The following is a 26,367-nucleotide window of genomic DNA, read 5'->3' as shown; positions in this document are numbered from 1 at the left end:
TACAACATTTTTGTGGTCTACTCAACTGAAAAGCACTGTAAAAGGGGAGGCTTTAAACCAGAATTATTTAATTATTAATAATTAATAATTAATAATTGGGTAAGTGAAAGGAGGATTTGAAAGATTATGTTAAGTATATTAACTCAATCGGATCATTAATTCAAACACATGGTATTATAGAAATAAAATTTGTATGCTAATGATTTAGTTGCCATCAATAACTTTTATAGAAGGCTTTTTATTTAGAATAAGTATAGGGAATCAAAATATATTTTCTGACAAATTCTCATACCTAGAGTATAATTAGTATTCACTATATCTATTATATCAGTTTAGCTGAAAAAATGAATAAAAGATTTACTAACTTTTAGTATTAAGATTGCGACTAATGATTAGCAAGAATCTCCTTTTTTCAGGGTGGGAGGCATCTATGAAATCTACAAGTAAACAAATCATAGTTACTGATTCCTATGAGCAACAAATCTACAGAGAAGAAGAAAAAATTTATAATCACTTTTTGAAATTGATTTCGATTGAATCAATCGAGCAAATAATTGAGCGATTTCGGAGACTATTTTTGCAATCTTCTCCATACCAAACTCTAGAAATATCGACAGCACTGGAGAGAATTCTACAATTCCCTGGATCTGAAGAAAAATTTAACTACATCCTGAATCGTTGTTGTTATATTTTAATTAACCATCAGCAACAACATCAACATAAAAAAAATGTTTTAGAAAAATTGATTAAGTTGTTTAGTCAAGCAAGCTCTAAATTTGAGTATTCTAATGACAGCTATAGCCAAACAAAAAAAATGCTGGAACTTGTCAGAAGTTTTACTCATAGTCAGCAATACTTGAGCTTAAAACGTTTGGCAGCGGTGATGAATCAAGGATTTGAAAGTAAGAGTCGCAGCAGCTTAAATCAACCTTTGAAAGTTATTATTCCCCGCTATCCTTATCTCTATAACTATTTGTTATTAACTCCAAATAGTAGTAGTGAATATCAACAAGCTATCATCAAACTGCAAGAGGAAAAACAGCAAAAATTTGAAATTAATTTATCGCGCTATATCACTAACCAAGCCCGATTAGAACTTTGCCAATTTCAAAGATTACAATCAGTTAAACAATTACAATCTACTAAAAATCCTACCCTTTTATCCAATGATGAACTATTATTATCTATCAAACAATTTGTGGGTAAAGTAGAAGGTAAGGAGACTTATCGAGATTATGCTAAACGATTTTTAACTTATACAAAAATACCTCAACCATATCACTGTTTTAAAGATAGTTTTTATGAATACTTAAGTACATCATTTGATGTTGAATCCCAACAAATTAGAGTTAGGTTGAAGGATCAACTCTACAAGCATTTACAAAATGTTATGTCTGAAAATGATAATCAGCTATTCAATGAATTTTTAATGAGGAAAACTTGCAGCAAAATGTTGAGTTTTTTAATTGTTAATAATCAAAAAGAACTACAACATTTTTTGTTTGTGAATCTCATTGGTAATTTAGGACCGATCATAACAACAGGATTACTACTAAAAATATTATTAGTTTGTCAACAGGCTAGACCAGGTTTAGAACAACGATTTGCAATATTGTTTAACCACTACGAATCTTCTACGCAAAAAAAAGTTCAATGGTTAGTCAAAGCACTAGAAAATATGCAAATAGCCTTAAGTACAAATTTTGGTAGAATTGACCTTTCTTTTATTCATTAAATACAATCACTTTTTGTTACAAAAAAAATCTTGATTATAGGGATTATTAGTTAGCTGTAGTGTAAAGTAGGTTGCAATGCAGAGTACCGGTAGAATTTCGACTTAGTTAACAATTTACGTTTTGTAGCGATATAATACGGTAGTTATCTTCACATGGCTTTGCAGGGAGGGTTAAATTTGTATCTTCATTTGATATGACTTGCGCGTAGCGCTGTATTGGTATGATAAAACGTTACAGAAACCAGGTTTGTCTGAGCTGCCGATTCTAGAATATAAGACTTTCCGCGTTTCTAAGATGAGCAGATAGAAATTATATAACTTCAAATCTAGCAATTCAGGGAGGTCACGATTCGTTCCGGAATCGCAAGCTTCATACAACAAAATCCCATAACATATCAAAAATACCTTAGTTGTAAAAATAATCGATCATTTTCAATTGGAGCCAAAGCTTTATGGAAACATGAAGCATCCTCAAGAAAACATTTACCTGCTTTACCTTCAATCGTAACAATGTCTGTTAGATAATAATTTTGATGAATTACTTCTTCAGAAACACGCGCACTACCTAAAAGCATAGAAATCTTTTTATTTACATGACTTCCTTTTACAAGAACATGAGCCCCACTTTTAATATCTACATCAGTTAAATAGAAAGAAATATAAAAGAAGTTCAAAACATGTACATCATAATAGTAGTCAATTGTTTGAGACTGGCTACGTCTTTCTTCTGGAGATAAAGTATCTGCAAAACTCCACCACAGTCTAACATCACAATTAGTGGGAAAGTACCCAAGATATTGTGATGCAATCTCTAATAAGTAACTGTCATATCAAACCTATTTTCCCTCTAACTGGTGCGGAAGAAGCTCCTTTCTAACTCCTGACCTCCTGATTCCTGACTCTTACCCTCACCCATAAGACTTTTTCAGCAAACCCTAAATACTGCCGCTACTGCTTTATATAAAGCAGTGCTATCCATTATAAATCAAACAGATTTTTGAGACGATTTCTTACCCAAATCACAGGATTTTTATCATCTTCTTCTGCATCAACTAATCCCAATTCTCTAAGTTCATTTTGACGTTCAGATAATTCCTCTTGATGTTTAGCCAATTCTTGCACAATTACCTCTGCTAATTCTGGATTTTCATGTAATATTTTTTCAAAACCTTTTTTATGAATAGCAAATAAAATAGTATCTTCAATTGCTCTGACAGAAGCTGTACGAGGAATACCTAGCATTAAAGCTAATTCTCCGAAAAATTTTCCAGCTTTTAGAGTAGTCAAATGTTTATTAATTTTTTCCACAAAAACCTCTACTGAACCGGAAAGAATAATATAAAAAGTATCACCAGGGTCTCCTTCATGGAATAAAAAATCTAATGGCTTGAGACGTTTTCTATATCCTACTTCTATGAGTTTTCTTAACTCCACATCAGTAAAATTTTCAAAATAAGTAACTTGCATTAATAAATCTCTAGCGGATAGAGGTTTATTAGGTATAGACTGATGATTTTTTAACCCGTGAATAACAGTATTTTGAGATGATTCTAAATTTTTGGAATCCTGTGGATGATGAAGATATATATTAAAATGATCCCAAGGAATTAAAATACCTTGTTGATGTAAATTATGCTGAATTATAAACCGTAAAGAACTCATATAAATCGGTTCATTATAGATTTCATTTACCCATACCCATAATTGAAATTTAAAAGCATTATCTTGAAACCCTAAAAACAAAACCTTTGGAGGAGGTTCCCGTAATACTGCTGGTTCCATATAAGCTGACATTAGTATCGCTTCCGTAACTAATACTGGGTCACTATCATCAGAAACAAAGACATCAACTTCTATCCGACCTTTAAAATTATCGTAGGTTAAATTATGTATTTTCCCTTCTATTAACATTCCGTTAGGAATAATTACATGACTATCTTTTAATGTTCTAATTCTAGTTGAACGCAAACCAATTTCTTCCACAAAACCTAAATCATTCTCTAATTCAATAAAATCTCCTATTTTTATTGGTCTTTCTATTAGTACATTCAAACCACTAATAAAGTTTTTGGTAATGTTCTGAAATCCTAAACCAATACCTACACCTAAACCCCCAGCTAAAACTGCTAATGAGGAGACATTAAAGCCTTGTGTTTGGAGAATAACTATTATACCTAGGGTGCTTAGTCCGTAGCTAAATATTGTAGATATTGCCTCTCGGTTAGCTTTATCTATACCTAGTTTTACTAACAAAACTTTTTTGAGTAAATTTTTGAATAGTCTACCTAAGAGCAGGACGATTATTAAATATATACCTAGTTGGAAAAGTAAACTTAAAGATATATAAGTATCTCCTATAAAAAGTAGAGGAGTTGTAAAAAGTTGAGCTAGATTTACTAATAATTTTTGTATTGCTTCAAGCATAGAGTTTGAAATTTTTATCTATAGCAATTAGGCAAGCATTCAGCCGTCAGCTATCAGTTATCAGCTATGAGTTATTAACTCATTATTACACCGAAGGAGAAATTAGTCTCGAAGAACTGAAATATGTTTGCGCAGCATGACCTAGGAAAGAAAAGGCTCATCAGCTAACCCTAGTAAGTAATTAGGTTCAAAAGCTGTTTGCACAGCATTCCGCAGGAAAAGCTGAATGCTTACTACCAAATATTAAAAGTTTTGCTACATCTGCTTAAATGGGAGTTGTAATATATTATTTCTGAAATGAAGCAGTTTCAGATACTTACCTCTATCATTTGCCCCTTTTTTTTTAATATAATATTTACTCCTACTTCTGTATTCCTTCTTTCCTCTGATCTAGGACAGCAAATATGTGTGAGATTAAAAACCCTGTTTCTTCTAGAAACAGGGTTTTTAGATATTAATTATTTAGGGAGAAAATTATCATCAAAAAAGATAGCTAATTCTCTTTTTTCGGACTCACAATATACTCAGATGAAACTTGTTCAACCTTTCCTGATTTTACCAACGCTTGATAAAATATGGCTGAAACTTCAGCACGAGTAGCAGGTTTATTGAGATTCAAAGTTGTCACATCTGGATGATTTACTACTAATCCAGCAACAGTTGTGGCAGCTATTTTCCCCTTAGCCCAATCAGGTATTTCTTCGTTGTCTTTGTAAATACTTAAAACCTCATCTGGATTAGATGGAATTTCCAGATTTAAGCCACTAGCTAAAGAAATTAATACCTCTAATCGTGATACTTCTTGTTCTGGGCGAAAAACATTCCCTGGATACCCAGTTAAAAAACCAGATTTAGTAGCTGTTTGAATTTCACTTTGAGCCGTTGAATCTGCTTTTACATCTTCATAATTAACAGATTTTCTGGTTGATTTTTCCTCAAATACTTTAGGAATGTGACTAGCAAATTCAGCTCGCGTTATAGGTTTATTTGGCTCAAATTTATCATTATCAATCTCAGCAATAAGATTACGTTCTGCTAAAGGTTGAATGAAATTACTTGCCCAAAAACTATTAGGAACATCAGAAAATTTAATCGTGCTAGTAGGAGATGTATCAGGGGATGGCACTTCTGTACTCACTAGCGGAATTTCAGGAGTTTCTACCTTTGGAGGGGGAGAAGTTTCCGTTGCTTGGGGTGACTCAGGAGTTTCTACCTTTGGAGGGAGAGAAGTTTCCGTTACTTGGGGTGATTCAGAAGTTTCTACCTTTTGAGGGGGAGAAGTTTCTGTTGCTTGGGGTGACTCAGAAGTTTCTGCCTTTGGAGGGAGAGAAGTTTCTGTTGCTTGGGGTGACTCTGTTGTTGGACTAGGAATAGGAGGTGCCACAGGTAGAGTCTCAGTTACTATGGGAGAATCTACAACTGCCGGTGATATAGCAGATGGAGATTCAGATAACATCTTACCAATACCCAATGCTGCCAGATTCTTAGCAACTTCTGGAGCAGTTTTTTGATTAGTTGTTTTTGACGGTTTGGTTAATTTGGGTGTTGTATCAGTATTTGTCTTGATTTCATCCAAACCCTTAATATTTGGCTCTAACTCCTCAACAGTATTAGTAATAGGAGTCAAAGCAGCTAGACTTATTCCTAATTCTTCAGAAGTTAGAGATGCTCGATCAATATTTGATTCTGACTCACCAGTAGGAGTCTTAAGTTGGGGTATGCCTAAGCTAAAGATTGACTCTTCAGCAGCAATATTGGGACTATCAACAGTTTGAGGTAGAGGTGTAGAAACCATGGGTTTAGAAAGTAGATTAAACCCATTATTTTCTCTAGTCGTTGCCCAGAAAAATATGCTGCCAAAAGTCGCTAAGGCTACAAATATTGCAATCCACTCATCACGTTCTACTGGCCTTGGCCGTGACGGTGGTTTTGTCGGTGTATTTGTCATGGCTATTCGATTTATATAGCGACAGCTCTAGATTAGACTAAATATTAGGAATTAAAAAAATGGTTATCATTATAGTGCCGTGTATAGACTAAAATTGTGGTTTAGGAGCGAGCAACCTAGAACAGCAAACAGTAAACTTTTGACTTTTAAATTTTGACTTTTGACTTCTGCTAATGACTACCGAATAATTAATAATTATTAATTAAATACCTTGGTTAAAAGCCTACCCTCATAGGGGATGTTTGAAAAGTATGAATTTTGATTTAGATCCCCCCTAGCCCCCCTTTTTAAGGGGGAAATACAACAAAAATTCCCCCTTATTAAGGGGGATTTAGGGGGATAGATGACTTCTCAAACAACCTCATAGGGAAAAAAAAGAAATAATATTTCCTTATATTCAATTCCCGAACGGTTTTAACCAGAGGTAATTATCAATTATCAATTATCCATTAATGAATAAACCATTAATTATTGCTCACCGGGGTGCATCTGGCTTGGTGAAATTTGAAAATACTATTGCATCTTTTGCCAAAGCTATTGAGTTAGGTGTTTCAATGGTAGAGTTTGATGTTAGAAAAACTCTGGATAATTTATTTGTTGCTTTTCACAATAAATCAATTGATGGGATAAAACTTAGTGATTTGACTTATCAACAACTTTTAGATATTTCTCGGCAAAAAGGTTTTGAAGTTCCATTAGTAGAAGATGTGTTGAAGTTATGCCGGGGGAAAATAAAACTTGATATTGAATTGAAAGAAGCCGGATATGAATTGGAGATAGTTAATTTAGTCAAAAAATATTTAGATTATCAAGATTATGTAATTAAATCTTTTCTTGATGCTGCGATTATTGCTGTTAAAAAAGCAGATAATAAAATTACGACAGGGTTATTATTAGGACTTGGGAATTCTAAAAATTTAATCCCCACTCAATTATCAGCAATTTTTCCAGAATTTCGTTTATTTACAACTCAAGCTGATTTTGTTTCTCCTAATTATCAATTAATAAAATTTGGTTTTGCGTGGCGGATGAAACTGATTAATAAGAATATCTATGTTTGGACGGTTAATGATGAAAAATTAATGGTTGAAGTTGTGAATCAAGGAGCGTTTGCATTAATTACGGATAGACCAGATTTAGCTTTGAAGTTATTTGATAGCAATGGAAGTAAGGAGTCAGGAGCCAGGAGTCAGCAGTCAGGAGGGAAGAGAATTTAGAAAGATTTGCACTTTAGCGCTCAGATGAACCATTTTTTTATACCTAATTCAGCAGATTTTATATGATTAGTTATTTTAAAGTCATTGCGACTCAAACGGAGTGGAAAGAAGCAATCTCAGGAGTGGCGCGATATTACTTCCCATTCTGACAATGACGACTTTCCAACCTGATTCTATATAGCATTTCTCAGTAAGCATAATTAGCTGTGTCATATCAAATCCCGTTAATTGCACATAGAATCTGGTCATGGGATATGTGTTTATAATTTTTTCAATTACTTTAATAGATATCTCGCTAAATTCCCCACCGGAGAGTGGTTAGGAGTTGGTCTCTATCTCCCTTTTTTGAGTTAAATAATGAATTTACTATAGATAAATATTCTCAAAGCTTTGCTATGAAAGGCTTTTGGAGAAATAAGATTTTACTTTAAGAGTGTATAGAAACTGCCAGAAAATAGGATAACTCGTGTAACCACTTAAGTAATATGTGATTTATTTTACTTAATACCCTAGTGATATTCGGTAGGCCAAAAAATATCATTCCAGTTTAAGTGCAGAATGTAAATTAGTAATATTTACTACTTTGTACGCAAAAGGAGGCGATCGCATCATAAATTCAGACATCTGTTAAAAATGTAGGTTGGGCAGAACGATAGTGAAACCCAACACACACAAAAAACAATAAACAAGAGTAGTGGCGTGTCAAGACTAAAATTGTGTGTTAGGAACGAGCGAAGACCTCTCCCCCAACCCCTCTCCTGCGAGGAGAGGGGATAAATCCCCCCCTTCCTACCCCCCCTTTCAAAGGGGTGCAGGGGGGATAGGAAGGGGGTTGGGGGGTTAGGTTTTTTAACCCACATTTTCAAGCTAGACACGCTACTACAATAACAATTTTGTGCATTAATATCATTGGGGGTGGTTTCATTTAATTTAATCTTGAGCAAAATGAATTTAATACAGAACCCACACCTACTATTAAAATTATTTAGTTAAGCAGGAAAATAATTAATGCCTTGGCTTTTTTTTGCTACTTCAGTAGCTTTTCTTCAATCAATGAAAGATGTTTATAATAAAACACAACTAAAAAATTTTGATGAGTATATTATTGGATGTAGTTTGACATTTTTTACATCTCTATTTCTAAGTCCCCTATTATTTTTAATTGATATTCCTCAGTTGGGAAATGATTTTTGGTTAGCTCTATTAGTTGGTGCTTCTTTGAATGCGATCGCCTACATCCTTTACCTCAGAGCTATTAAAGTTTCTGACTTATCAATTATTGCTCCTGTCACCACTTTTAGTCCCTTATTTTTGTTAGTAACTTCCCCATTAATTGTGGGAGAATTTCCTCAACCACTTGGTATAACTGGCGTATTATTAATTGTATTAGGTTCCTATCTATTAAATCTTAAAGAGAAACAGAAAGGATATTTAGGTCCTTTTAGAGCAATAATTACTGATAAAGGTTCACGACTAGCTCTGTTAGTAGCTTTTATTTGGAGTATTAGCGCTAATTTTGATAAAGTAGGCGTGCAAAATTCTTCACCTATTTTTTGGGGAATTTCCGTCTTTTTCACCATATCAATTTTGCTGTTACCTATTGTTTTATATAAATCCCATCAGAATCTATATAAACCTAAAACTGGTAGCTGGAAATTAGCTGTCTATGGTATGATTAATTCCGTAGCAATGGGATGTCAAATGATAGCTATAAATCTCACCTTTGTTGCTTATGTAATTTCAGTTAAAAGAACAAGTGCATTATTTAGCGTTCTTTTGGGAAAAATAATTCTCAAAGAAAAAGGCATCAAAGAACGATTATTAGGTGCAGCAATTATGGTATCAGGAGTATTTTTAATTACTATTTCCCAACTCAAATAATCACGACTTATGCAGAAACCGGGTTTATGAACTAAAATTTGCAATATCAACTATTAAATTAGGCTAATAAACCCGGTTTCTTAGTTGGGGTGCGTATGTTCTAATATTAAATATGAACTAAAATTTGCAATATCAACTATTAAATTAGGCTAATAAACCCGGTTTCTTAGTTGGGGTGCGTATGTTCTAATATTAAATCCGTTTGAATAGTCGTCATTGCGACGAAAGGAAGCAATTTCCGCACACCCCTGAGATTGCTTCCTTCGACTCCGTTCCAGTCGCAATAACTTGGGTATAGTAATTATCAGGATTTTATATCATAATAAAAAACATGACATTTGATTTACAAACAAGATTACAAAATCATCTAAAAGAAATAGTGCGCGATCGCGACCCATATTTTTCATCAATAGGACATTTTTATGTCAGACAATATATTTATCAGGAATTATCACACTTTGGAAATGTAGAAATTGATGAATTTCAAGTTACAGGCAAAAATCATCAAAATTTAATCTTGAATTTACCCTCTTTGAACAACAATAAAAAACGAGAATTACCACCAATATTAATTGGTGCTCATTATGACACAGTACCAGGTACAGCAGGAGCAGATGATAATGGTACTGGAGTAGCAGTTTTACTAGAATTAGCTAGAGAATTTTCCTCTAAACCTTTGAAATATCCAGTTAGTTTAGTTGCCTTTGATATGGAAGAATATGGATTATTAGGAAGTCAGCATTATGCAGAAAAACTCAAACAAAAAAAACAACAACTTAGATTAATGATATCTTTGGAAATGCTTGGTTATTGTGACTATACTTCCAATTCCCAAAATTATCCTTCTGGGTTAAAATATTTTTATCCAAACCAGGGTAATTTTATTGCATTAATTGGTAATTTATTGACTGTTATTGATATGTTCCAAATGAGTATAAATATTAATAAAATAGGAACTAATTGTCAGTGGTTACCAGTGCCAAATAAAGGTTTAATTGTTCCTGATACCCGTCGTAGTGACCATGCACCATTTTGGGATAGAGGATATAAAGCTATAATGATTACCGATACTGCAAATATGCGAAATCCTAATTATCATCAAAGCAGTGATACTATTGAAACTTTAGATTTAGATTTTCTCACAGGAGTTTGTCAAGGATTAATGACCGCTATGAGAAGTATTTTTTAATTAATGGATAATTAATAATGGATAATTGATAATTAATAATGGATAATTAATAATTGATAATTACCTCCAGGAAAACTTTACTTGACTGAATACAAGGAAATATTATTTCTTTTTTTATCTTTTTTGATCCTGAAAATGAAAGGCTTTATACCTTTATCTTTAGGTAAATCAGAAACTAGACAAAATTTAAAAATTATAAATTATAGTTATGCAGAGAAAATTTCAGTTTACCCATATATTATTAGGATTAATTTTTGTGATTCTCGGAAGTTACCCAAAGTTAGCATTTGCCAAGAACAGCTCAACAAAATTCAGGCAACAAAAAACTCATAATTGCCAAACTAACCAACAAGAACCAAATTTTTTAGTGTTTGGAGGAGGTGGTAGTCCAGAACAAAATGAAATTGCCATTGAAAAAAATGTACTTTACTTTCAACGTACCCTAGAAAAAATGGGATATAACCCATTAGCAGCTTCAATATTTTTCGCAAATGGTAATGATGGAAAAGCAACAATTCGCTATATTGACCAACTAGGAAACCAGCAATTTAAAGTACCAGAAATTCCTGATGTTCAAGGTAAAGCTACTTTCACCAATCTCCAGAGTTGGTTCCAAAAAACTGGAGAACAAATTTCTAAACAACCCATATTTTTTTACTTTACAGGTCATGGAATTCAAAACCCCAATAATTCTAATGACAACGCTCTAATGCTTTGGGAAAATCAACTTATAACAGTTCAGGAATTATCACAAATGTTAGATAAATTACCCCAAGATACTCCAATAGTAACAATGATGGCTCAATGTTTTTCCGGGTCATTTGCTAATATTATTTATCAAGGTGGCGACCCTAATAAACCAGTAGCACTTCAGACTCGTTGTGGTTTTTTTGCTACTATAAAAACTTTGCCTTCAGTGGGTTGCACTCCAGAAGTAAACGAAGCAGATTATAAAGATTATAGTTCCAGCTTTTTTGCTGGATTAAGTGGTTATAGTCGTACTGGTAAAAGGGTGACATCAGCAGATTATAACCGAGATGGAAAAATTAGTTATACTGAAGCTCATAGCTTTGCAAAAGTAGATGAAAAAACAATTGATTTGCCTGTTTCAACTTTGGAAATATGGTTACAAAATCAGGCAACTAAAGCTGATATTAAATTAATTTGGGAACAACCAATCATTAATCTTTTATCCAAGGCAAGACCAGAGCAACAATATGTAGTTAAATCAATAGTCAAAATGTTTGACTTAGACCCGCAAAAATCGTACATAGAAAATGGTGGAGCAGGAATAACTGAACAAGAAATTAATAATCAAATCAAACGAGCATATTTTCTCCGCTTAGGAATGGAATTAATTAATATTGGTGTGGAACAAAAAATTAGATTTTCTTCAGAGCAAGAAGCGATCGCTATCCTGGAGCGTTTAATTAAATGTGAAGCAGGTTCCTGGTAAGAGCGTCAAATAAGCCAAATAAATATTATATAATTTGATATAATTTCATAACTTACTAATTTTTGTAATTAGACACTAGAGTGATAGAAGAGGATTATTATACTACTTCTTGCAGTGTCAATGATTCTCCTTTTAATTCTTCGGTGGCAGTTTTTATTTGGGTGATGCCAGAGGCAGTTTCTTGAACACCAAGATTGATTTCGTTCATGGTGGAAATCACCTGTTGGACGGCAGCTAATTGTTGTTTAACACTCAAGGAAATTTGTTGGCTATTAACCACCACGTTATTAATCTCTTCTTTTACTCCCGTAAAAGCGTTTGCCATATTTTCGACTAGGTAAATGCTTTCAATAGCTGTTTTAGTACCTCGATCGGTCATCATCACTGTGGAGTTCATCGACGCTTGAATCTCGTTAGCTAAGATGTTAATTTTCTCAGCCGATTTCTTACTTTCATCAGCCAGTTTGCGAATTTCCCTGGCAAGTACACTAAAGCCTTTTCCATGTTCTCCAGCTCTAACAGCCTCTACTGAGACATTAAGGGCGAGCATATTGGTTTTATTGGCAATATCTCCTACCAACTGGGATATGTTAACAATTTGTCCGGTTTGCTCCCTCAGACGCAGAATCTGTTTGGCGAGATCATTGACGTTATCTCTGAGGGTATTGATTCCATTAATTGCCTGCTCTACCGATTGAGTTCCTTGCGCTGCTAAATTAAGAACTTGATGCGCTCCAGATTCGGAGGTTTCAGCTTGCTCAGCAACTCTAAGAGAGGAACTTCCCAATTCATCCATTGTAGTCGTGGTTTGACTCACCAAACTTGCCTGAATGTTCATAGTCCGTTCCTGTTCGTCAATAGACTTGATTGTGAAAATTAGTCATATTATTTTTTAGTTGAGTTCCTATAAATTCAAGCTTTTTTCCTATTGGAAAAGTTGGGTGTTTTCGTCGTAGGTTTCTGTGAAGTCCTCAATTACCTGTTCGAGAGCTTAGAAACTTTCAAAACTGGGGAAATTAAGAGCCTAAGAAGTTGAGGATACCAAACCAAATTTCGACCAAATTTAGCCAACTTGCTGAGATAGGTGTAAATTGGAAGGGTTTGAACAAAGGAATATTGAATTTCTAGAAATGTATATTATTTATTACTATTAGACTTCTCCGAAAATTAAGATTTAATATCATGTCCGGATAATGAGTGATCAAAAAGTTTTTGTTTGTAGTAGGGCTGAAGCCCTAAGTATATATCGGGCTGAAGCCCTACTACGAATTTTAATTATAACTATTCAACCGGAAAGGAATATTCAATTTCTGGAAAAGTCTATTATTTATCACTATTAGACTTCTCCGAAAATTAAGATTTAATATCATGTCCGGATAATGAGTGATCAAAAAGTTTTTGTTTGTAGTAGGGCTGAAGCCCTAAGTATATATCGGGCTGAAGCCCTACTACGAACTTTAATTATAACTATTCAACCGGACATGATATAACAACCTTTTTACAGGAGTTTCAGGTGAATTATCAGAGATATCTAGTTCAATAGACATCATATTATTTAATCTAACAACAAACTCCCACTACCACCAGAAGGTTCATCCCTAATCATATTCTCCAAATCAAACGTATACAACTTATAAATATCATCAACAACATCATTAGGATCGTCAAACACATCCTCACTTGCATCAAACTGGACTTGACCACTACTACTAGCAAGCTTCAGATTTTTAATAGGCGTAATACCAGCTTTAATGACTTGCTGATCAGGTAACTCCCGTCTGAAAGCCAAACTAAAATCAAATTTTTTGATTAAACTTTGAAAATAATTAACATTTTGCCCACTACTATAACGCTTTTGCAACTTATTAAAATCAAGACTCTCACTACCAGAAATACTATCAGTATCATTACTAGAGTCAGTTTCACTTCTCGCCTCAAGATTACCACCACATAAGGGTTTATTCCGACTACCTAACCCATGACTACCAACTACCCGACCATTACTATCAAATACAGGTCCTCCACTCATACCAGCAGCAGTTTCATCAGTGTAAAAAATACTATAACCCTGATGCTGAGGATCGGCATTAATCTTTCCCCTAACTGGACCCCAAGCTAAACGTCGTTGTCTGCGAGCCACTCTTTCACGACATCTACCTGTCTGCGGGTCTTGTTCTCTTTCAGGGTCAGGCCAGCCAGAAATATAAACTCTGTCAGTGAGATTCACTTGACGAGAGTCTCCTAGGGGAGCAACTATATAATTTTTTTTGCTTTCAAATGTAACGATCGCTAAGTCTATACCCCTGACCTGATCTGTACCAACAGTATAATCGACTATATCGGTGTTGAGAATAAAGCGATCGCGACAACCAAATCTCACCAATACTGTCAATTTTGGACTACCTTTTAGAGGACACCCTCTACCATCATTAACATCTTTAATAATATGAACTTTCCCATCATAAGTTCTAATTCCATAGTAAGGTTTTCCTCCTAATTGTTGCCAATAATCTTTGCTATCTAGATGTCTTTGTAAAAAATTATGGGCGACAGTTAGCACATAATATTTATTTCCTTTTTTAGCAATAATTACTCCTGAACCTGGATTCCAAATACCTGATTTTCGTAATGGATTATTACGATTTTCTTCTAAGTCTTGCCGTAACTCAGGAGTCAATGCAGGAGCAATTAGTACAGTTGTTTGTCTGGCGATAGAATTAATTTCTTCTATTGAAAGTTGAGCAAAAGCAGGAGTTGATGCTAGACAACCGATAAATATTCCACCCAGAAAAATAGATAATTTTTTTGTTATTTTGCTAAAAAAATATAGCATTTTTCACACCTGCAAAACTTTATATTTTCTGATATTTCCTAGTCTAACAAAAGACTTCCTTGTCCACCTGATGCTTCATCTCTTGTAGCATTTTCTAGTTTAAAATTAAAAAGTTCATAGATATTGTCTATCTTATCATTAGGGTCTTCAAACCCCCCCTCTTTTGTTTGATTTGGATCAATCAATTCAGATGTTTGATTTTGAGTCATCAATTCAGGATTTTCTAGTATTGTTATATCTGAATTTATCGGCCTAGAATTTTCGATTTGGCTACTTACATCAGGAATCTTAATTTGAGGAACTTTTCTTATTTGTGATTGAATTATCTTTTGTGAGGGAGCCTCTAATTTAAAAGATAAATTCATTCCTACCTCATTAATTAACCTTCGAGAATAATTAACATTTTGGGCACTGCTATACATTTTCTGTAAATCATAAATTGATTTGGAACTATTATCCAAGTCTAATGTCGAATTATTTTGATTCTTATTTGAGTTTGAGTCATTCTCTAAGTTATTTTGAGATTCAAATCCTGGAAAACCTGGGAAATTATTTTTGCTCTTTTTTTCTTCATTTGTTGACCAAGTATTTTCAGACTCAAACTCCCCAAAATCCTGCCAATCATTTTCTAACTCCAATTGATTTTTTGAGGAAGAATTATTATTAGATATTGGTTCATATATTTGTCCGCAAATAGGTTTATTTGTTGAACCTCGTCCATGAATTCCAACTACTTCACCATTACTATTAAACACAGGACCACCACTCATCCCTGGACGAGTATAATCTGTATAATATAAGCTATAACCATTATCCTTTTTAGTAACAGGAATAGAAGCTTTTAATGGTCCCCATGCTAGTCGTCTTTGCCTTTCAGGTGCAGGGTCTTTACAAATTATTTTTCCTTGCGAATCTAATTGCATAGTTCCATCAATTTTTAGCTTAGGTTCCGCTTCAATTTTCGGCCAACCAGAAATATAAACTATATCTTCTTCTTGTAACTTACTAGCATCTCCTAAGCTTGCAACAGGATAGTTTTTTTGACTTTCAAAACTAACTATTGCTAAATCATAACCATTGATTTTTTTGTTATTAAAACAACCAAATCTTACTAAAGCTGTTTCTACTTTTTTATTTCTTATTGCCTCTAAGAATCTATTAGTACATTCTCTACCATCGTTAATTTTTGTTACTTGATGAACTTTTTTGTCACTTGTTAGTATGCCATAATCTGCATCTTTACTTACTTGTTGCTGACTAAAGTTATGAGTTACTGTCAAAATATAGTATGTTTGACCTTCTTTAGCAATAATTACCCCTGAACCTACAGTCCATCTTGCTACAGGTTTTCTATTTAATAAATCCTTTAATTCAGCTTTAGTTAATCTAGGGGCAATTAAAACAGTAGTTTGTTTAGCTATCGAATTAATTTCTTCTACTCTTAATTTGGCATCTACAGCATCTACTACCTTAGTAATACTAATAATAATTCCAACTATAGAAGTAATAAATATATTTCTAATGTTTATCATATTTTTTTTTACACCTACTCATCATTTTTGTGTCAAAAAAATATCAACTAATTGAGTTAATTACCAGAAAAATTATCAAGATTCAACTTAGCAATAGGAATTGCCCAACTAGCAACAACCAATTCTTCCACTAGCTCCTCTGAAGGTTGAGTTCCATCAGAAAATCGATAAGCATCCAAACCACCAAAAGCATATTTTGTCCGACCAATAATCCCAACCAACTCACCATCTTGATTCAAAACAGGTCCTCCACTCATCCCAACTTCAATCTCATTACTCATACCAATTTTGTAGCCTTTCTCTAAGGGTAAATTCAGTACATGAATAACCTTTCCTTTAGTAAAATTATATGGTTTAATTCCTAAATCTACAGTCGGAACAAAATTTACTGATTTTTGCTCATAATTAGGAAATCCAGTTACATAAACTTCCTCTCCTAAACTGAAATTAAAATTATCATTAGCAATGGCAACTGGATACTGATTATTTGTGGAAAATTTAACCACTGCCAAATCTATATCTATAAAATTAAATCTACTATCCTTCTGAGCAATATACTCTTTTCCATCTGAAGTTAAAACTACAAATTTTGCTTCTCGATTAGAATCAATTACATGGGCGCAAGTCAACACAAAATAGTCACTTCCTACTTGAGAAATAATCACCCCAGAACCAGCAATATTATCTCCTAGTAATCTTACAGTAATAGGTTGAGCGATCTTTTCTACAACATGATTTGACTTAAAAGCAGAAATTTCCTGAATTTGCCGAATATTAATTCCTTCAGGGGTGGATGCTACTGGTAAAATACAAACTTCCAAAAAAGTTGGAATTATTGCCATTAAACTTATCAATTTTTTCATTTAATTAACTTATAATTTTGAGTCTAATTACTCATCATTTTCCAGATTTTTTTGTTCTTCAGTTATAACTTCCTCAATCAACTTTTCCATATCCACTTCCAGTATTTTTTTCTGATTTACTGATGCTGCTTTTAAGCTATCATCAATAACTATCAATTTTTCTACCCATTCATCTCCCTGATTTTTTACATTTTCAGAATCTTTACTCTCAAATATTAAACTAGCACTAGCATCGCCTTTCAGAGAACTTACTAAACTAATCATAATTTTGCCGTTAGTACCTCTGTTGTTACTTCTGAGAGTCCACAACAAATTACTTGAATCACAACCTCCTGCTTTAGCTGCACAAACGACAGCCATACCATTAAGAATTCCTTCACTTAAAGGAGGCATTTTTGGTTTTCCTCCCCTCAAAAAATGCTGATTAAATCTATCTGTAACGGCCTGACAACGAACTTCTGGAGTATACTTGTCACCAAATTCTAACGAACCTGTCTGTGTCCATTGAATTAAAGATCTATTAGCAGCTTTTTTCCACAATCCAACTATTTCACCCTGACGATTACGACGTGCTTGGTATATGGCTAGCTGTGTTTGATTATCTGGTGTACATTCAAACTTATATTTGTATGCGTAACGACGACTAAAACGTATATTTTTAGGATTAACTGAATCTGTGGAAGTATTATTCCGCTCGTTACCAGAAGTATTCAATTGAACTAATGTACTATTTAAGTTTGTAATTTTTGCCAAACTTGAATGTGCTTTTACTATGAGAATTTGAGTAGTGATCGCCACTACACAAACTATAGGTAATATCTTTTTTTGTATCATAATTATTAATATTCTCTAAACATCAGCAGACTTGATAAATTGCTTCCCAACGACTAATTACCATTGAAATCAAGACTGTATTTTTCTGCTTTACCTTCTAATAAATTTCTTAACTATCTCTAGGTTTCCAACCTAAATACAGCAAATTTTGGAGAAATAATGTACAGAGTCAATGATAAAAATATTGTAGTACGGGCATCTTGCCCACGGTGGGTGTAACTCATAACAACGGAAAGCGCTGTAACTAATTGCTCTTGATAATTTTTGCTTTTTAACAATGTCGAAAATCTTTAAATCTTCTCAAACAATCAGTTGGTTATAGTTAATTATTGCAGTAAATAATTTATGCATAAAATCAGTCCTAGTATCTTTTAATTTGGCATAAAATTTAGCAACTCTGATTAGTACCTTTTCACAATTCACCAAAAGTACAGGATAGTTAATGCTATTGTTCATGGTTAGGATATAGACAAACTTTGACTACTTTAAGTATTTTTACCAATGGATTATTAATAATTAATCAATTCGGCTTTATTGCCTCTCCTAATAATTGATAATTATGTTTCCGTTCCGCAAAGCTTGACCTTTGTCATGCTCGACATTCATGTCGGGGAGTGGAACACTTTTCATTTCGCGTTTTATGTCGCGGAGCGTTTCATGTCGGCGACAGTCGAAAAGGGAAACAAAAATAATTTCCATTATCAATTAATGAACTCTGTTTAAACATATACAACCTAAACATAAGAAATAGGAATTGAACGAGTAGCTCCAAACAATAACCCTTAAATTAAATATAGCAAATACCTAAATTTTACTTATAGCGTAAATTTTACTTATAGCGTTTCCCAAGGTCGTGAGGTACAGTTATATTTTTGTCTTTTTATTCCCTGTTGCCTATTCCCCGTTCCCTGTTGCCTATTCCCCGTTCCCTGTTTCCTATTCCCCATTCCCTGTTGCCTATTCCCCATTCCCTGTTGCCTATTCCCTCAAACCTAAAATTTTGTACCTCACCAGTATGGGAATTGGTATCTATACAATATATTAATTTTTAATTAAAAACTGATTACACTATTAATTAGTTTTGTCCCCATCCATAAAAGTGGAATATTTTTTAGTTTTTGTTTTAAATTTTTCTCAAAAAAATAATTGATCAAAAAATATGTAAGTATTACGCAGTAAAGAATACAACCTTTATTTTTAGTTGATTATTGTCCTTAAATGTAAACAAATATTACAATAATAGCGTTAAAGCGGTTTGACGGCTTGACATTCCCAAAAAGAGCCGCTAATGTAAAATACATACCCGGGTAAACAAGTTGACTGTCATATGCAAGACAAGCAAAAAGTTACATTATATATACAACCAGAACTGCATCGCAAGCTCAAAATAAGGGCTGCAGTTGACTCGGAACCAATGTCATCAATAGCAGAAAGGGCTATCCTATTTTATTTAGAAAACCCAGAAGTAGTTGATGAATCAGGTTCAATATATGGACAGACCCACCGGGTATACACTTGTCCAGAGTGTACAAGTTCACTTGTAATGCCAGAAGGAGAATTGGTCTCCCTCAAAAGTCAGCCAAGTGTACTTGTAGATCAAAATATTCCAGTTAAGCAAACACCGGAATCAGAAAAATCTGAACCTCAACCGGGAGAGCAAGAGTTAGTTCCCTGCTAAGTTAATTCCGATGACTAAATTTAAAGAGCTAATTGAAAGCTCCAAAAAGTCATAAAGTAGGGAAAAAAAAGATAACTTAAATTAAGCAATAGTAAACTTTGTACCGTCTCTATTTAGATCGAGGACTATGAAAGAAGAACTCAATATTCTAATCCAAGCTCAATATCCTTTGATCTACCTCGTAACCTCCGAGGAAGAGCGGTCAGAGCAGGCAATTGCAGCATTAGCTCAGGCCAAGTCCCCACACAAAGTGTTTGTTTGGACAGTAACTCACGGTATTGTAGAGTATGGCCAAAACAAAAACACAACTCAGCATAATACAGTCTCACCAGAGGCAGCTATAGAGTGGGTAATCAGGCAGCGAGATCCTAATAGTGGTGCTGGAATATATGTATTCAAGGATTTACATCCATTTATCGACTCACCACCAGTTACTAGGTGGTTAAGAGATGCGATCGCTAATTTTAAAGGTACAAACAAGACAATTATATTAATGTCTCCCGTACAAAATGTGCCAATAGAATTAGAAAAGGAAGTAGTTGTCCTTGATTTTCCACTGCCAGATATGAAGGAATTGAATCAAGTCCTATCAAAACAATTAGAGCATACTAAAAACCGTCGTATTTCTACAGAAACAAGGGAAAAGCTCCTGAAAGCAACTTTGGGTTTAACAAAAGATGAAGCCGAAAAGGTATATCGTAAAGCCCAAGTAACAGCAGGACGCCTGACTGAGAAAGAAGTTGACATTGTACTATCTGAGAAAAAACAGCTCATCAAGCGCAACGGCATACTAGAGTATATAGAAGAGGATGAAACTATAGATGCTGTAGGTGGTCTAGAGGAACTGAAACGTTGGTTAAGGCAACGTTCTGATGCCTTCACAGAGCGTGCTCGAGAATATGGACTACCTCAACCAAAAGGGATGTTAATTCTCGGAATACCTGGATGTGGCAAGTCTCTGATAGCAAAGACTACATCTCGTCTTTGGGGTCTACCTTTATTGCGCTTGGATATGGGACGAGTATACGATGGTTCAATGGTAGGGAGGTCTGAAGCTAACTTAAGAAATGCTCTCAAAACAGCCGAGTCAATTTCACCGGCAATTCTGTTTATAGATGAGTTGGATAAAGCCTTTGCGGGTAGTACAGGTTCAGCTGACTCTGATGGAGGTACCTCTAGCCGGATATTTGGTTCATTCCTAACTTGGATGCAAGAAAAAGTTTCTCCAGTATTTGTGATGGCAACTGCCAATCGAGTAGAACGTCTACCTGGAGAGTTTTTGAGAAAAGGTAGGTTTGATGAAATTTTCTTTGTAGATTTACCAAACAAAGAAGAACGCCAAGATATTTTCAAAATTCATCTAGCAAAAAGACGTCGAGATATTGAACGCTTCGATCTCGATCAACTATCTAATGTATCCGATGGCTTTTCAGGTGCAGAAATAGAGCAAGCCATAATCGCTGCTATGTATGAAGCATTTGCTCAAGATAGAGAATTTACGCAGTTAGATATTATTGCCGCAATTAAATCTACACTACCGTTATCGAAGACCATGACAGAGCAAGTTACTGCTCTAAGAGATTGGGCTAGACAACGTGCGCGGCCTGCTGCATCTTCAGTCGCCGAGTATCAAAGACTGGAGTTCTAAAAGCTTTCTCCTGGTCCAAACAGGAGTAAAGGCTAGTAAACTAGATAAGGTTACTAGCAGTTCCTAACAAAAACCATATCTGCTCAACATCAATTCAACGATTATGAGCTGTGGTACTTTTCCATAAAAACCGTTGTTGTTTCTGTTTTGATTTTAAATTTAGGAGGAAACCCAAATGTCTCACTTCAGCACACTACGTACTAAGATCACTGACGCTGAAATCTTAAAAGCTTCCTTGCGTGATTTGGGAGTTACAGTAAAAACTAATGCTGATGTTCGTGGCTACAATGGCCAACGTGTACGTTCCGATATAGTTGCTGTTCTAGAAGGTGAATATGATTTAGGTTGGTCTCGTAATAGCGATGGCTCCTTTGACCTAATCGCTGATTTATGGGGTGTTGCTAAGAAGCACAATCAAACTGAGTTGATCAATTCTATCAACCAAAAGTATGCCGTTAACAAAACTTTAGCTGCTGTTAAGCAACGTGGCCTACAAAACGCTAATGTCAAATTGGTAGTGCAGAAGTAATTATTTGCGCGTTCCCAAGTTTGCGGGTTAACCAAAATCGGGTTAGCCCGTTTTTTTAGCTATTTTGATCGGAACTTATATTCAGCCTGGAGTAGATAATACTAATTTCAAAAAATATTTTTACTATAGCTTATCTAGCTAACTTAAGCTGTAGATTTGAAATGTATTGGTAAATGTGAAAGTCTAATCAACAGTTCTGGTGGAGATGTAGGGGTAGAAAAACTACTATCAATCCCGAACGAATACAGATATAATTTTGCTGAACTAAAAAAAACTCTAGTATGATAGCTGTTGAGTTTAACAATCACAAAATACAATAAAGAGTGCTAATTTTCATGCAGACAGAAGCTTTCAGTGAGCTTTTTCCTTTATTTAAGGGAGCTAACCCAGAAACGTTGGAATGGCTCCTCTCTGTTGCAGTCAAACATGAGTATCCCTCAGATAGAGTGGTCTTAATGGAAGATGCTTGGGGTAATGCTGTTTATTTCTTGGTATCAGGGTGGGTCAAAGTGAGACGGAGGTTGTCAGGAGAGAACTCAGTTGCATTGGCTATTCTGGGGAGAGGAGATTTTTTTGGTGAAATGGCCATTCTAGATGAATCACCCCGCTCAAATGATGTTGTTGCCCTATCTCCAGTCCGTTTGATTAGTATTTCGGCTCAAAGATTTATTCAAACTCTTTTCAAAGACCCTCAGTTACATCACCGAATGCTGCAACTCATGGTTAAACGTCTCAGGCAGACAAACGTTCGTTATCAAATGCGCCATAGACCTCCAGCAGTAAAACTGGCTAATACATTACTAGAATTAGCCGAAAATTACGGTCAAACTACGGAAAAAACCTGTGAAATATTTAATATTCCCGACCAAGATTTAGCTGATGTAACAGATATAACAATTGAAGAAACTAGCAAAATTATGACTAAATTACATACTAAGGGTTGGATAAGTAGAGATTCAGAACATCAGGTAATGCATTTACTTAATCTTAAACATTTAATGCATTTAGCTAGTCAGTAAACTAGATTAATGATTTTTGATACAGTAAAATTTTTGACAAGAAGTAAAAAATTGATTAAATTATAGCTGTTTTTGTCGAAAAATTTACATTAAGAACTGAGATTAATATTATGTTAAAAATAGAAATAAAATATATATACTCAAGTCACAATCAAATAGTTCATATTAAAAATCAATAACTATGACTGAAGCTAGAATATTACCCATCAGTCCGACAATTACAACCCCAGCAATTCAATATAAAGTATCTATGCCTCATCCAGAATCCCATCTGTTTGAGGTTAGTTTGTCTGTTAGACTTGAACAAATAACTTCCTCATTATTACAAACTTCTAAAAAACTGGATTTAAAAATGCCAGTATGGACACCAGGATCTTACTTAATCAGGGAATATGCTAAACATTTGCAAGATTTCTGTGCCTATAGTGAAAATGAACGACCCTTACCTTGGCAAAAACTGGGCAAAAATCATTGGCAAATAGAAACATTAGGAGTTTCAGAAGTAATAGTTCAATACAGAATATTTGCTAATGAATTAACAGTGCGCACCAATCATTTAGACTCTACACATGGTTATTTTAATGGGGCAGCTTTGTTCTTTTATATTCCTGAATGTGATAAAAATCCGATTAGGATAAAAGTTATTTCACCTAAATCTGATTGGCAAGTAAGTACATCTTTACCAAAGATTCCAGATACAGAAAATACATTTGACGCAGAAGATTTTGATACTTTAGTAGATAGCCCTTTTGAAATAGGTAGTCATCAATTATATCCATTTGAAGTAGAAGGTAAAAAACATCAATTAGCTATTTGGGGAAAAGGTAATGCAGAACCAGAAAAACTAATTCCAGATATACAAAAAATTATTGAGGTAGAAGCAGAGTTATTTGGTGGTTTGCCTTATGAAGAATATTTATTTCTGCTGCATATCTCTGGAAAAGGTTTTGGAGGTTTAGAACATAAGTTTAGTTGTACTTTAAATTATCCGAGATTCGGTTTCAGGAATAAAGAAAAAGCTGATCGCTTTATGCAGTTAGTCGCCCATGAATTTTTCCACTTGTGGAATGTTAAGCGCATTCGACCTAAAGCATTAGAAGTTTTTGATTATGAACAGGAAAATTACACTTCTTCTCTATGGTTTTCTGAAGGTACAACTAGTTATTATGACTTATTAATTCCTTTGAAAGCTGGTATTTATGATGTGAAAACTTTCTTGAAAGGATTAGGAAAAGAAATTACACTTCTGCTAACAACAATAGGAAGAAAAGTACAACCAGTAAGTGAGTCTAGTTGGGATGCTTGGATCAAGTTATATCGTCGGGATGCTAATAGCAATAATTGTCAGATTTCCTATTATTTAAAAGGAGCAATGATATCTTTATTACTTGATTTGTTAATCCGAGAAAAATATCAAAATCAACGGTCATTGGATGATGTAATGCGTCAAATGTGGGATGAGTTTGGTAAGTCAGAAATAGGTTTTACTCCAGAACAATTAAAAAGTGTAATTGAAGAGGTGGCAGAATTAGATTTGGGTGAATTCTTTGAGAGTTATATTCATGGTGTAGATGAGTTGCCTTTTGATGAATATCTCAGACCTTTTGGACTGCGACTTAAAAAAGAAGATAATGAATGGCCAGATTTGGGAATGAATGTCGTTAGTGAGAATAGTAAAGAAATAATTAAATTTGTTCAACATCAGGGGGCAGCACAGTTGGCGGGATTAGATGCAGGGGATGAGTTACTCGCAATAGATGGTTTTCGGGTAAATGCAGATAAGTTGAGCGATCGCCTCAAAGATTATCAAGTAGGGGATGTTTTGGAAGTAACGGTTTTCCATCAAGATGAACTTATTACTCATCAAGTAACTTTGGCTCACTCTAGCCCCAGTCGTTACCAAGTTGTACCAGTGAAAAACCCTACGGCAAAACAACAAGAAAATTTTGCTGGATGGTTGGGAAGTTCATTAGAGTATATTTTATAAATGAAATTTTTTGTTTTTCTTATGAAAATGAAATATTTAAAATTTGCCTAACGATTCGATAATAACTATTAGCTTGATGATAGGTTAAAAGTTGATCTATAGTACTACGCATTTAGGGCGCGGACATTGGTAAATCCTGTTTGCGGAGCATTTCTGGAAGAAAAACTTAGTCAGAGATTACTTTTAACTTTTGACTATCTTGAGTGCGTCTTACATTCTATTTGGCGTAGCCTTTCCGCAGGAAATGGAGACCCCAGAGTTACGCATTCGCTTTTAACTTTTGACTTGCGCGTAGCGCTATATGAATAGCCAATAATTGAGGAAAAATTTATGGCAGTCCAACCACCTCCACCCCCATCTATTACTCCACGCCAGATGAATTTGTTGCGGATTGTTGCTTATATGGCATGGTCGGACGGACAACTGGCGCAAGAGGAAGTCGATCTAATGTTGAATCGCTTCAGTAGTTTATTTGCGACAGGAGATTCTCAACAACAATTTCAAGAGGAATTGCGGGATTATCTCATGCAAAATATACCATTGGAGGAATCAATTCCCAAATTAGAAAGCCAACAAGAAAGAGAACTGGTACTAAAATTAGGTTATGAAGTAATTGCTTGTAGTGCTCGTACTCCTGATGAGCCAAATATTAATGAAGAGGAAGAAGTTGCTTATCAAAAGTTAAAGCAGTTACTGAATCTTTCACAGGATGTAGTAGAGCGTATAGAAGCTGAGGCAAATACTGAAATTAATCAGCAAGAGGGAATAGTCGATATGATGACTCGTAGTCTACAGCAATTTATGCAAAATTAAATTGATTGATGGCAAATACAGCAACTTATTTATTTTATTGTTGCTTTTTTTACCCTCTTTTACTTTCTTCAAATCAGGAAGTAGTTGAGGGTTTATATTTGAGGTATAATACCAATTTTATAAATGTTTGCTACAAATGGTAGAAATAAGGAAGAAGGAAGAAGGAAGAAGGAAGAAGCAATAAGGGATAAACATTCAAAAAAAAAGGGAAAACGATAGATATAACTATCTACAATGAATTCGAGCAGGTATTTTTCAGCACATCCGATCAAGAGCTACCTTTTCGTAGCATTCTTTTTTTAAAGTGGTATAACAACTAAAAAAATATTCGAGGCAACGTAAGCATTCAGCTATCAGCTAATACCAATTTTATAAATGTTTGCTACAAATCGCTAGGGGACTTTTTAGGATTCAGGAGTCAGGAGTTGTATGAGAATAGCTTACATATCATCTTTTAACTGGGAAATTATATTTTTTGTCAAAGGTAAATCTCCTGTAAAATCTTTTTATTGCCCTTACTATTCGTAACATTCTTTTTTGAAATTGGTATAACCTCTTATCTTATAGAGTAACTGCAAACTTCGGCTATTAGCTATTAATTTATTGGCTGATCAGCAGGAATTAGTATTGATAGATTTAAGGATAATTAAAAGTATTGGAAAAAAAACTGACTTTGACTACTAGAAGTATATATTCATTATTTATGAAATAGCTAAAAGTTGTATTCTTACCCAATTATTAATTATTAATTATTAATAATTAAATAATTCTGGTTTAAAGC

Annotated in this window: 19 protein-coding genes; 11 read left to right on the top strand and 8 right to left on the bottom strand. The window is 34.3% G+C overall.

Going from position 1 to position 26,367, the window contains the following annotated elements; all coding sequences use genetic code 11:
* Positions 1 to 430: 430 nt before the first annotated feature.
* Positions 431 to 1,735, top strand: coding sequence for a hypothetical protein (locus ACP6PL_RS23350; RefSeq protein WP_426547686.1), 1,305 nt, complete (start codon positions 431 to 433; stop codon positions 1,733 to 1,735).
* A 395-nt stretch (positions 1,736 to 2,130) separates the two neighbouring features.
* Here ACP6PL_RS23350 and ACP6PL_RS23345 read toward each other — a convergent pair whose 3' ends face one another.
* The 3 genes from ACP6PL_RS23345 to ACP6PL_RS23335 form a co-directional block, all read right to left on the bottom strand.
* A complete protein-coding gene (locus ACP6PL_RS23345) occupies positions 2,131 to 2,310 on the bottom strand; it encodes a hypothetical protein (RefSeq protein ID WP_426547685.1) in 180 nt (59 codons plus the stop codon).
* Between the two features lie 403 nt (positions 2,311 to 2,713).
* Positions 2,714 to 4,159 (bottom strand): cyclic nucleotide-binding domain-containing protein, encoded by a 1,446-nt coding sequence (locus tag ACP6PL_RS23340; protein WP_426547684.1) that lies wholly within the window; start codon positions 4,157 to 4,159, stop codon positions 2,714 to 2,716.
* Between the two features lie 493 nt (positions 4,160 to 4,652).
* Positions 4,653 to 6,107: an S-layer homology domain-containing protein gene (locus ACP6PL_RS23335; RefSeq protein WP_426547683.1), complete on the bottom strand. Its 1,455-nt coding sequence runs from the start codon at positions 6,105 to 6,107 to the stop codon at positions 4,653 to 4,655.
* A gap of 452 nt (positions 6,108 to 6,559) precedes the next feature.
* Here ACP6PL_RS23335 and ACP6PL_RS23330 point away from each other — a divergent pair, with 452 nt between their 5' ends.
* The 4 genes from ACP6PL_RS23330 (at position 6,560) to ACP6PL_RS23315 (ending at position 11,850) form a co-directional block, all read left to right on the top strand.
* Positions 6,560 to 7,324 carry a glycerophosphodiester phosphodiesterase gene (locus ACP6PL_RS23330; protein ID WP_426547682.1) on the top strand — a complete coding sequence of 255 codons (765 nt, stop codon included), beginning with the start codon at positions 6,560 to 6,562 and terminating at the stop codon, positions 7,322 to 7,324.
* 1,008 nt (positions 7,325 to 8,332) lie between these two features.
* Positions 8,333 to 9,205, top strand: coding sequence for an EamA family transporter (locus ACP6PL_RS23325; protein ID WP_426547681.1), 873 nt, complete (start codon positions 8,333 to 8,335; stop codon positions 9,203 to 9,205).
* Positions 9,206 to 9,536: 331 nt separating this feature from the next.
* Complete coding sequence (locus ACP6PL_RS23320) at positions 9,537 to 10,394, top strand: M20/M25/M40 family metallo-hydrolase (protein WP_426547680.1); 858 nt, start codon at positions 9,537 to 9,539, stop codon at positions 10,392 to 10,394.
* 208 nt (positions 10,395 to 10,602) lie between these two features.
* Positions 10,603 to 11,850 carry a hypothetical protein gene (locus ACP6PL_RS23315; protein ID WP_426547679.1) on the top strand — a complete coding sequence of 416 codons (1,248 nt, stop codon included), beginning with the start codon at positions 10,603 to 10,605 and terminating at the stop codon, positions 11,848 to 11,850.
* 97 nt (positions 11,851 to 11,947) lie between these two features.
* Here the strand turns inward: ACP6PL_RS23315 and ACP6PL_RS23310 are convergent, their stop codons facing one another.
* The 5 genes from ACP6PL_RS23310 to ACP6PL_RS23290 form a co-directional block, all read right to left on the bottom strand.
* Positions 11,948 to 12,688 (bottom strand): methyl-accepting chemotaxis protein, encoded by a 741-nt coding sequence (locus ACP6PL_RS23310; RefSeq protein WP_426547678.1) that lies wholly within the window; start codon positions 12,686 to 12,688, stop codon positions 11,948 to 11,950.
* Between the two features lie 717 nt (positions 12,689 to 13,405).
* The gene (locus tag ACP6PL_RS23305) at positions 13,406 to 14,683 is read right to left on the bottom strand and encodes a S1 family peptidase (protein ID WP_426547677.1); all 1,278 of its coding nucleotides are present in this window, start codon (positions 14,681 to 14,683) and stop codon (positions 13,406 to 13,408) included.
* 38 nt (positions 14,684 to 14,721) lie between these two features.
* The gene (locus ACP6PL_RS23300) at positions 14,722 to 16,215 is read right to left on the bottom strand and encodes a S1 family peptidase (RefSeq protein WP_426547676.1); all 1,494 of its coding nucleotides are present in this window, start codon (positions 16,213 to 16,215) and stop codon (positions 14,722 to 14,724) included.
* Between the two features lie 56 nt (positions 16,216 to 16,271).
* Positions 16,272 to 17,057, bottom strand: coding sequence for a S1 family peptidase (locus tag ACP6PL_RS23295; RefSeq protein ID WP_426547675.1), 786 nt, complete (start codon positions 17,055 to 17,057; stop codon positions 16,272 to 16,274).
* Positions 17,058 to 17,105: 48 nt separating this feature from the next.
* Complete coding sequence (locus tag ACP6PL_RS23290) at positions 17,106 to 17,912, bottom strand: COP23 domain-containing protein (RefSeq protein ID WP_426547674.1); 807 nt, start codon at positions 17,910 to 17,912, stop codon at positions 17,106 to 17,108.
* 1,327 nt (positions 17,913 to 19,239) lie between these two features.
* Here ACP6PL_RS23290 and ACP6PL_RS23285 point away from each other — a divergent pair.
* From ACP6PL_RS23285 to ACP6PL_RS23260, 6 genes are all read left to right on the top strand, one after another.
* Complete coding sequence (locus tag ACP6PL_RS23285) at positions 19,240 to 19,590, top strand: slr0373 family blue light stress response protein (protein ID WP_426547673.1); 351 nt, start codon at positions 19,240 to 19,242, stop codon at positions 19,588 to 19,590.
* Positions 19,591 to 19,717: 127 nt separating this feature from the next.
* Entirely contained in the window at positions 19,718 to 21,238 is a 1,521-nt protein-coding gene (gene ycf46 / locus ACP6PL_RS23280; protein ID WP_426547672.1) for a stress-responsive protein Ycf46, read from the top strand.
* A 175-nt stretch (positions 21,239 to 21,413) separates the two neighbouring features.
* Positions 21,414 to 21,767 (top strand): DUF1257 domain-containing protein, encoded by a 354-nt coding sequence (locus ACP6PL_RS23275; protein ID WP_426547671.1) that lies wholly within the window; start codon positions 21,414 to 21,416, stop codon positions 21,765 to 21,767.
* 335 nt (positions 21,768 to 22,102) lie between these two features.
* On the top strand, positions 22,103 to 22,786 hold the full coding sequence (locus ACP6PL_RS23270) for a Crp/Fnr family transcriptional regulator (RefSeq protein ID WP_426547670.1): 684 nt from the start codon (positions 22,103 to 22,105) through the stop codon (positions 22,784 to 22,786).
* A 181-nt stretch (positions 22,787 to 22,967) separates the two neighbouring features.
* The gene (locus ACP6PL_RS23265; protein ID WP_426547668.1) at positions 22,968 to 24,773 is read left to right on the top strand and encodes a M61 family metallopeptidase; all 1,806 of its coding nucleotides are present in this window, start codon (positions 22,968 to 22,970) and stop codon (positions 24,771 to 24,773) included.
* A 330-nt stretch (positions 24,774 to 25,103) separates the two neighbouring features.
* Positions 25,104 to 25,586: a tellurite resistance TerB family protein gene (locus ACP6PL_RS23260; RefSeq protein WP_426547667.1), complete on the top strand. Its 483-nt coding sequence runs from the start codon at positions 25,104 to 25,106 to the stop codon at positions 25,584 to 25,586.
* The last annotated feature ends 781 nt before the right edge of the window (positions 25,587 to 26,367 follow it).

It is taken from the genome of Dapis purpurea BLCC-M126 (assembly GCF_050015975.1).
Lineage (GTDB): Bacteria > Cyanobacteriota > Cyanobacteriia > Cyanobacteriales > Microcoleaceae > Trichodesmium.
This window is presented reverse-complemented; position numbering and strand designations above follow the sequence as displayed.